Source organism: Psychrobacter immobilis, from assembly GCF_904846285.1.
GTDB classification, from domain to species: domain Bacteria; phylum Pseudomonadota; class Gammaproteobacteria; order Pseudomonadales; family Moraxellaceae; genus Psychrobacter; species Psychrobacter immobilis_D.
Genome location: NZ_CAJHAD010000008.1, coordinates 121402 through 130336, shown reverse-complemented (window position 1 = coordinate 130336; position 8935 = coordinate 121402). Strand labels below are relative to the sequence as shown.

General features: G+C 42.8%; 8 protein-coding genes. 3 read left to right on the top strand and 5 right to left on the bottom strand.

Annotated features, from left to right (window positions below; genetic code table 11):
- Positions 1–126: 126 nt before the first annotated feature.
- A complete protein-coding gene (locus JMX13_RS07015) occupies positions 127–534 on the top strand; it encodes a hypothetical protein (RefSeq protein ID WP_201611480.1) in 408 nt (135 codons plus the stop codon).
- A gap of 130 nt (positions 535–664) precedes the next feature.
- Here JMX13_RS07015 and JMX13_RS07010 read toward each other — a convergent pair whose 3' ends face one another.
- Positions 665–3196 carry a Tex family protein gene (locus tag JMX13_RS07010; protein WP_201611478.1) on the bottom strand — a complete coding sequence of 844 codons (2532 nt, stop codon included), beginning with the start codon at positions 3194–3196 and terminating at the stop codon, positions 665–667.
- Positions 3197–3655: 459 nt separating this feature from the next.
- Here JMX13_RS07010 and ompR point away from each other — a divergent pair, with 459 nt between their 5' ends.
- Positions 3656–4414, top strand: coding sequence for a two-component system response regulator OmpR (gene ompR, locus JMX13_RS07005; protein WP_201611476.1), 759 nt, complete (start codon positions 3656–3658; stop codon positions 4412–4414).
- A gap of 250 nt (positions 4415–4664) precedes the next feature.
- Here ompR and JMX13_RS07000 read toward each other — a convergent pair whose 3' ends face one another.
- From JMX13_RS07000 to ubiG, 4 genes are all read right to left on the bottom strand, one after another.
- Positions 4665–4931 carry a DksA/TraR family C4-type zinc finger protein gene (locus tag JMX13_RS07000; RefSeq protein ID WP_201545268.1) on the bottom strand — a complete coding sequence of 89 codons (267 nt, stop codon included), beginning with the start codon at positions 4929–4931 and terminating at the stop codon, positions 4665–4667.
- 157 nt (positions 4932–5088) lie between these two features.
- Positions 5089–5886, bottom strand: a complete 798-nt coding sequence (locus JMX13_RS06995) for a YciK family oxidoreductase (protein ID WP_201611496.1) — start codon at positions 5884–5886, stop codon at positions 5089–5091.
- Between the two features lie 128 nt (positions 5887–6014).
- Positions 6015–6725: an HAD family hydrolase gene (locus JMX13_RS06990; RefSeq protein WP_201611469.1), complete on the bottom strand. Its 711-nt coding sequence runs from the start codon at positions 6723–6725 to the stop codon at positions 6015–6017.
- A gap of 61 nt (positions 6726–6786) precedes the next feature.
- Positions 6787–7674, bottom strand: a complete 888-nt coding sequence (ubiG, locus tag JMX13_RS06985) for a bifunctional 2-polyprenyl-6-hydroxyphenol methylase/3-demethylubiquinol 3-O-methyltransferase UbiG (protein ID WP_201611467.1) — start codon at positions 7672–7674, stop codon at positions 6787–6789.
- 539 nt (positions 7675–8213) lie between these two features.
- On the opposite strand from ubiG, the gene JMX13_RS06980 reads away from it, so the two are divergent.
- Complete coding sequence (locus JMX13_RS06980; protein ID WP_201545265.1) at positions 8214–8834, top strand: thiol:disulfide interchange protein DsbA/DsbL; 621 nt, start codon at positions 8214–8216, stop codon at positions 8832–8834.
- Positions 8835–8935 lie beyond the last annotated feature (101 nt).

Genomic DNA, 8935 nt, shown 5'->3' with positions numbered 1-8935 from the left:
ATATAGATTCGAGATACTAAATAGATTTGTGATAAAAGGCTGTTATATACACAGCACATAAAATAAGCGTCAAGTTTGAAATATTTTAGACTGACATTATAATATTGTAAATTAAGGATTTTATTAATGAAAAAAACGACTCTATCTTTATCGCTACTGATTGGCGCTGCGCTTACTATTCCAAGTTTGGCTATGGCGGCGCCTGCTGATACTACAGCAGTAGATATGCAAACTGCTGCTATCTTAGAAGCTGAAGGTAACAATACAAATGATGTAACAGCAGCAAATCAATCTAATCCTTTTCAGGTGAGCGAAACCCAAATAATCAAAAGAGCAAAGGTTAATAATATCGCTAGCCAGCAGCCAATGACCACTGATCTACAAGCAGAGCAAGAGAATATGCAAGAAGACATGCAGGCGCAACAAGCGGCAATGCAAAACTCTGATGAAGCGATGCAACAACAAGATCTACAACAAGCCATGCTGGATGAAGAAGCAGCCCTACAAGAAGAAACATTATTAGAAAGCGAATAAGATACCGAGCCAATGCAAGCGCTATAAATTATAATTAGCGAAACCAATCTTAAAAAGAATCCTCCAATATATTCTCAATAAAAAAGGCAGCCATCTGGCTGCCTTTTTAGTTAATCTTCATGAATAAATATTATTTTTTAGCTTTAGTGACGCCAGCTTCTTGTAATAGCGCACCAAGCGTACCCATTTTACTAGGTGCTTCTTTACTAGATGCTACTACTTTCTCAGTTCTTGGCGCTTTAACGCGGTTATTAGCATTGTCTTTACCTTGACGATTGCCACGCGGTTTTGACGGACGCTTATCAGCAGCTGGACGGTTACTACGTGGACGGCTATCCTTATCGTCATTACTGGTACTTTCAGACGCCTTTACAGCTGGGCGTACTGGTTTTTCAGACTCAGGCTTCATACTAAAGCCAATACGGCCACGTTTTTCATCGATAGAGATAACACGTACCGAGACGATATCGCCAGGCTTGACGCGGTTCATCGGGTCAGCGACAAAGTCATTGGCCATCTGTGAGATATGGACGAGACCATCTTGATGGACACCCACATCAACGAAGCAACCAAATGCGGTGACGTTAGTGACTACGCCTTCCAAGGTCATGCCTTCGCTCAAATCTTTGATACTATTGACATCATCACGGAAGTTAGCAGTTTTAAACTCAGGACGTGGATCACGAGCTGGTTTGGCAAGCTCTTCTATGATGGCTTTTACACTGATGTTATCGTCATTAGCAGCAAGCGCAGTGGTATCGATACTGTTTAGCACGCCATCGTTACCGATAACTTCTGGCAATGCTTTACCTGTTTGCGCCAGTAAGCTGTCAACCAGCGCATAGCTTTCTGGATGTACGCCGGTCGCGTCAAGCGGATTACTGCCACCATGTACGCGTAAGAAACCTGCCGCTTGCTCAAATGTCTTAGCACCTAAGCGTGGAACATTTTTCAATGACTCGCGGCTATCAAAAGCGCCATGCTCTTTGCGGTAGGTAACGATTTGCTGGGCGACATTTTTGTTCAAGCCTGCAATATGTGCCAAAATAGCGGGGCTTGCCGTATTCACATCGACACCAACGGCATTTACGCTATCTTGGGTAACTTTATCTAAGCTATCAGCCAACTGGGTTTGGTTAACGTCATGCTGATATTGACCAACGCCAATCGCTTTTGGGTCAACCTTAACTAATTCTGATAGTGGATCTTGCAAGCGACGCGCGATAGAAATCGCACCGCGTACAGAGACATCTAGATTGGCAAGCTCGTCACTGGCAAGCTCACTCGCCGAATAAACAGAAGCGCCTGATTCATTCACGATAACGGCTTTGGCTTTTAACTCAGAGTTGGCTGCCAAAATCTCTTTAATCATCGCATCTGTTTCGCGACTGGCCGTACCATTACCAATAGCCACTAAATCGACATTATAAGTGCTTAATAGCTCATCGATGACTTTCTTGGCTTCATCCATCTTATTGTCAGGAGCAAACGGATAAACGGTTGCGACAACTGGCTTGTCTTCGCTATCCAACATCACATGGCCTTGGGCATCGACAATCGCCATTTTAACGCCATGACGGATACCAGGATCGACACCTAAAATCACTTTACGGCCAGCAGGCGCTGACATGAGTAAATGCTGTAAGTTATTGGCAAAGACATCAATCGCATCGGCTTCAGCAGTCAGACGCTTTTCTGTCAATAAACGATGCTCAATATGCGGACGCCATTTTTCTTTCCATAAGCTAGTGGCTGCTTCTATCAAAAATTCTTGACGTTCTGCAGGCGCTTTGGTATCAATCTCAAAATGCTTAACAATTTTTTCAATGAAAGGTGCGTCTTCGCCTTCGATTTTAAGACCCAAGACGTTTTCTTGGCGACCGCGTAGCATTGCTAATAAACGATGATTTGGCAGACGCGCCAAGCTTTCACTATGCTCAAAGTAATCTTTGAATTTCTCACCAACTTCGCGTTTTTCTTCACTGGCAACAGCCGAGACGATACTGGCGGTTTTAGCAAAGCCACTACGCAGATTATCAAGTAAACCCAATGCCTGCGTCCACTCATCAACGATGATGGCTTGTACGCCTGCCAATTGCTTGTCGATATCACTAAAATCCACTTCAATCTCATTACCACTTTCATCGGTAATGCTCGATTGAACTTGATAGTCTGCTAATGCGTCAGTTGGCGTGATTTCTTGCGTCAACACTGCTTGAGCAGCAACATCAAGACCGGCGGCACGTGCTTTAGCAGCTGGTGAACGGCGACGTGGACGGTATGGCAAATAGATATCTTCAAGCTCAAGTTTCGACGTCGCATTATCAATACGCGCCTGTAGCTCGTCGGTCAAATTGCCTTGCGTGCTTAGTAGTTCAGTAATTTTGAGACGACGGGTTGCCATGTCGCGCTCATAATTAAGCGACTTCTCTAAAGCTCGTAGCTGCGCATCGGCAAGATTCTGTGTCTTTTCTTTACGGTAACGAGCAATAAAGGGAACGGTCGCGCCTTCATCGTAAAGCTTCACAAACGCATTGACTTGAGCAGTCTTAATGCCAAGCGCGCGAGCAAGCTTGTCGTGAATATTCGCGTGTGTGGTTGCATCCAAAACCTGTGCATTTGTCGAGGTTTGAGATGGCGTTAAGGTATCAGTGCTACTCATAGACGTATCAATCGTTGAGAAATGTAGTTTTGCATTATAGCAAAAGCTGCATGAATAAAAATCCTTTTTATCTTTTCGTTATTTATCGCCTGTTTTATGGCAAAAATCGTCTCATATCGTCCGTTCCCGCGCCTTGTTAAACAAACGCATACAGCATTTATCCGTATCAGTGATGCAATTGCGCCTGCAATCTTATACACTAAAGTATCAAGAGCATAAATATGGCTCAGTACTGCTACATTGAACAAAAGTCTCTATTTTTTATAGATTTTTTCGACAACTATATTTTTTTATGACAACGAATGCTTTGCTAATCATGATTTACTTATCAACGGAATGATCATTAAATAATAACAAAATTTTAAGTTATGTCTTTTAATGATATTTTTATAAACGGGTTTTACCAATAATTTTACTAAGAGTTTTGACTAATAATAATTTTTATAAGAGGATGACTGTATGACAGATAACAACAGCCCTGATACCCTAAACCAGCGCATTCTGGTCGTTGATGACGATGCACGCTTGCGCTCTTTATTACAACGCTTTCTAGAAGACGATGGTTTTATCGTTCGTACGGCTCATGATGGCAATCAGATGGACAAATTGCTACAGCGTGAGCTGTTCTCATTGGTGGTTTTAGATTTGATGTTACCAGGTGAAGACGGTATCAGTATCTGTAAGCGTTTGCGTGAAGACAATGGTGATATTCCGATTATTATGTTGACTGCTAAAGGTGGCGACGCCGATCGTATTGCTGGACTTGAAGCAGGCGCTGATGATTATCTACCAAAGCCCTTTAATCCAAAAGAGCTATTGGCCCGTATCAAAGCGGTGCTGCGCCGTCAAAATCGTGAGTTGCCGGGTGCGCCAAGTCATCAACTTGAAGTGGTTGAATTTGGACCATGGACCCTTGATTTATCGACTCGTACCCTTAAACGTGATGGCAATGTGGTTACTTTAACAACCGGTGAATTCTCGGTATTAAAAGCCTTGGTGCAACATCCACGCGAGCCGTTGACACGTGATAAATTGATGAACCTTGCCCGTGGTCGTGAATGGGGTGCGATGGAGCGCTCTATTGATGTGCAAGTATCACGCTTACGTCGCTTAATTGAAGACAATCCTTCACAAGCGCGTTATATCCAGACTGTTTGGGGCGTCGGTTATGTATTCGTGCCAGATGAAGCAGAAGTAGAAGCCGCTAAAAGCGAATAGGTTTAGCGTTTAATATTGATAATATTCAATGCCATAAAAAACCCTGCAATCAATGTGCAGGGTTTTTTATTGTTCTAACTATCGTCAGTTTGAAATAAAATCGATACGTTAATATACATGTGCGACTGGTATAAATTTTCCTTGCTTGCCGTTATCACAGAGGCATCGAAAAATTCATCTCAGTCGCACTGTATCGTTTTTAAAGTGCAGATACTATATTACTTTAACGTTGAATATTTAGTGCATAAAACTAACGTAATTGGCTGTCTTTACTACCGCGGCGATTAAATAATTCAGTCGCCTTTGCTTCTTGTTCCAGTTGCGACTGACAGCCGACGCAGTGCTGCACGCCCGGCACGGCAATACGCCGCGCTTCTGGAATCGGGTTGCCACACTCATCGCAAAACTCAGCGCTTTTACCCGTTGGTAGCGCTCGCCGCGCGCGCTCTAACGCATCGTTAACGGTCGCATCCATTTGCTCATGCTCTGCCCCATCTCTTGACCAACCACCTGCCATAATCTCATCCTATTTTTATTAGTCATACTTAATTTTTTATAAAAGTCTTTAATAACAAATAGATGGGGTTATATACCGCTTATTTCAACAAATAAGCGGTTTTATAAATGATAAAAATAGCTATGAAATTATTGCTCAATAGAACTGTAGATGAAGATTAGTCTTTTGGTTGGAGCTCAACCACTTGACCGCGTACGCCGATGCTTTCATCACTCATCAAAAACACATAGCCGCCCATAATATCCTCAGGGGTTTTGAGGCTCATAGGATTTTCACCGGGAAAAGCATGGGCGCGCATATTGGTACGGGTGCCGCCGGGATTGATACAGTTAAAGCGCAAGTTAGTGGTATTTTGCGTTTCTTGGGTAAAAATATCGCTCATACCTTCTACCGCTTGCTTGGACAGCGCATATGCGCCCCAAAACGCGCGAGGATGGGTGCCAACGCTACTAGAAGTAAAAACAATAGAACCATGAGTGGCGTCCTTAAGTAAAGGCAGTAGGGCTTGCGTGAGCATAAAGGTAGAAGTAAAATTAACCTTCATTACTTGGGCAAACATATCGACATCGTACATCTCAAGTGGCGTCAAGGTGCCCAACATGCCCGCATTATGCAAGATACCATCAAGTTGACCGACTTCTTTAGCAATCAAATTCTCTAGTTTTTGCATCTCAGCATAGGTTGCACCTTCTAGATTCATTGGTAACATAGCAGGCTGCTTGCCACCAAAGCTCTCTATTTCATCATAAACGTATTCAAGTTTACTACTGGTACGCCCCAACAATAATACCGTTGCACCATAACGTGCATAGGTTAAGGCGGCAACACGTCCGATACCATCACCGGCACCTGTTACCAAGATAGTCTTACCTTCTAAACAGTTATCAGGCGGCACAAAATTACGAATATCGTCGTGCGATAAAGATGGCACAGAAGATTGCGCTGCTGATTGCATCTGTTGTTGGCTAGTAGGCTGATTAGTATTGTCACTCATGGCATTACTCACTGCTTATTATTTAATAGGTAGGGTGCTTAATAGCTATTTCGATAAATTATTTATTCGCTTTATAAGGCTTATTTGTTTTATAAATAGTCAAACTTGCCAGAAGAAAGTAATAACTTATTCAAGTCTGCAGGGGTTTCGGTAATATAGTCTGCGCCCCATTTTTTTAAGTTGCCTTGATCTTCTGGCGGAATATAGCCATAAGCGGCTAAGATAGTTGGCATACCCGCAGCCTTACCTGCTTCGATATCGCGTATATGATCGCCGACATAAAGCACGCTTTCAGCGGCACCGCGCGGGATAGCAAGTTTTTCTAGCGCTACATACATCGGCTCTGGATCGGGTTTAGAACGCGATACGTCATCCGGACACACTAGCACCGCACAGCGCTCATCTAATTGCATTTTTTCTAGCAGAAGCTCAGCAAGATAACGCGGCTTATTGGTGACGATGCCCCATGGCACGCCTTTTTCTTCTAATACGCGCAGCACTTCTTCAAGCCCACTAAAAACACAACTATCGACACATATATCCGCTTCATAATCGTCTAAGAACTGCTGACGAAACGCCATTAACTCAGCTTCACTGACCTCAAGTTGGTCGTTGTGTCGCAACATCAGCTGTACCATCGCCGTGGCACCAGCAGAAACTTGCTCACGAATTTCGGCTTCAGGTGGCGCTTGCCAATCATTTTCACTGCTCATTTTACCAATAATGCGCACGAAGTCGGCGGCAGTATCGATTAATGTGCCATCAAGGTCGAACAAGACAGCTTTTACAAATTGGCTCATAACAGGCGCTCTTAATAATAATTTAAAAAATGGTCAAAAAGGAATACTTATAAAAGACGATTTACGCCAGTAGTTTTTGTACCGCCATCATATAATTAACATCAACGTTTTGTGCCAACCAATAGCGCTTGGTCAATGGATTATAATGCAGGCCGATGATATCTTGACGGGTAAAACCTGCATTGACTGCCATGTTATCTAACTCAGCTGGAGTGATAAATTTGGCGTAATCATGAGTACCACGATCAAGCAAGCGCAATACATACTCTGCCCCAACGATGGCAAACAGGTACGATTTAGGATTGCGGTTAATCGTTGATAGCACACAAACGCCGCCCGGCGCTAATAGCGCAAAGCACGCCTCGACGATAGCAGTGGGGTCTGGCACATGCTCAAGCATCTCCATACAAGTAACGACATCGAACTGACCGGCATGGGTGGCAGCTAATTGCTCAATAGGAATATGCTGATAACGCAAAGTGTCATTTAAGTTGCTTTGCTCAGCATGTAAGGCCGCTGCTTTTAGATTTTCTGTACCGAGGTCAATACCGGTGACATCAGCGCCGCGACGTGCCATTGATTCTGACAAAATACCGCCACCGCAACCGACATCAAGGACTTTTTTACCCGCCAAGCCCATCTCTGCCGTTTTATCGCTATCAGCACTCATAAAGCCGCGCTTGACGTTTTCTTCTATCCAGTTAAGACGTAGCGGATTGATTTCGTGTAAGGTGGCAAAAGCACCGGTTTTATTCCACCACTCGCTCGCCAAATTGTTGAATTTTTCTACTTCACTGGCATCGACGTTGATAGCCGTGTTTTGGTCAAATTGGCTAGCAGCATTGTTAACATTGCTAATACCGTTAGTGTTATTAGCATCGATATCATTGTTCATAGGATTGTTTTCTTGATGATTCACAGGCTGCGTAGAAGATGAAGATTGGCTCATAGGATTTTTCCTTTATGGGTATTATAATTATTATCGTGCAGAGTTATGATGATAGGCTCAATATTAGCATGAGAGCGGCAACTTTGTCGTCAGTACATCGTCACCGACGGTGAATCGTTTAAACATAAGCAAGGTTTTATCAACTACTTAAGTAGCACTATTATTAAGCGTCAGAATGTTATAAAAGCAAGAAAAAATAGATTTGCTAGTTTTAAATTTTCTATAATGTCATTAACTAATGGCTTTAATTAATAACTCTATCCTTGATAAAACTTAATAAGCTTCAACTTAAAAGTCATAAGTAAGCTACCTTAAATAATAGCTCACAGCTTTACAACCGTTAGTTAAGAATCGGGTTCACAACTATGGGCATTTTACGCTATTATAGGCAGTACTCTGTTGTAGGTAGATTTAACGAGATCAATTTAAGCGACATATTGCCGCCGATTTATTTTGAAACCTATGTCAATACGCTAAAAACTTATGAATCAAAGCGTCTAAACCAAACATTCCAAATTTTGACACCTCAAGGAACAAGTATGAAACGTATCATCGCATTGACTGGTCTGGCTTGTGCTATTGGGCTTGCCAATATGGGCGCTCAAGCCGCCAACTATGTCGCAGGAAAAGACTACCGTGTGCTCGACAACCCAGAAAAAATCAGCGGTGATGCTATCATTGTGCGTGAATTTTTCTGGTATGGCTGCCCGCATTGTAACGTCTTAAATCCGCATATGGAAAAATGGGCAAAAAACAAAGGTAAAGACGTGGCCTTCTTTAAAACTCCAGCAGCGCTGAACCCAGTTTGGGAAGCCAGTGCCCGTGGTTTCTATGCGGCTCAGTTATTAGGTTATGAAAACAAAACCCATGATGCGCTATTTGATGCGGTACATAAAGATGGCAAGCAATTATTTGACCAAGCGTCACTGAGCAAATGGTATGCGTCTAAAGGCGTGAACGAAAAGAAATTTAACAGCCTATATAACTCATTTGCTGTTGGTACCAAAATCGGTCGCTCACAAGCAGGTGCTAAGCGTTATCAGTTATCAGGCGTGCCAGCGGTGGTTGTGCAAGGCAAATACGTCGTAACGGGTGAAAGTGCTACTGTCCCTAAAGTAGTAGATTATTTGGTCGATAAAGTTCGCGCCGAGAAAAAGTAGCATTAGTATTTTTAGAAAAATATAAAAACGCTATTTCCGATCAATTAAAAAAGCCAATCTTTACTGATTGGCTTTTTTGTACTTTAGTCTTCTATCTTTAG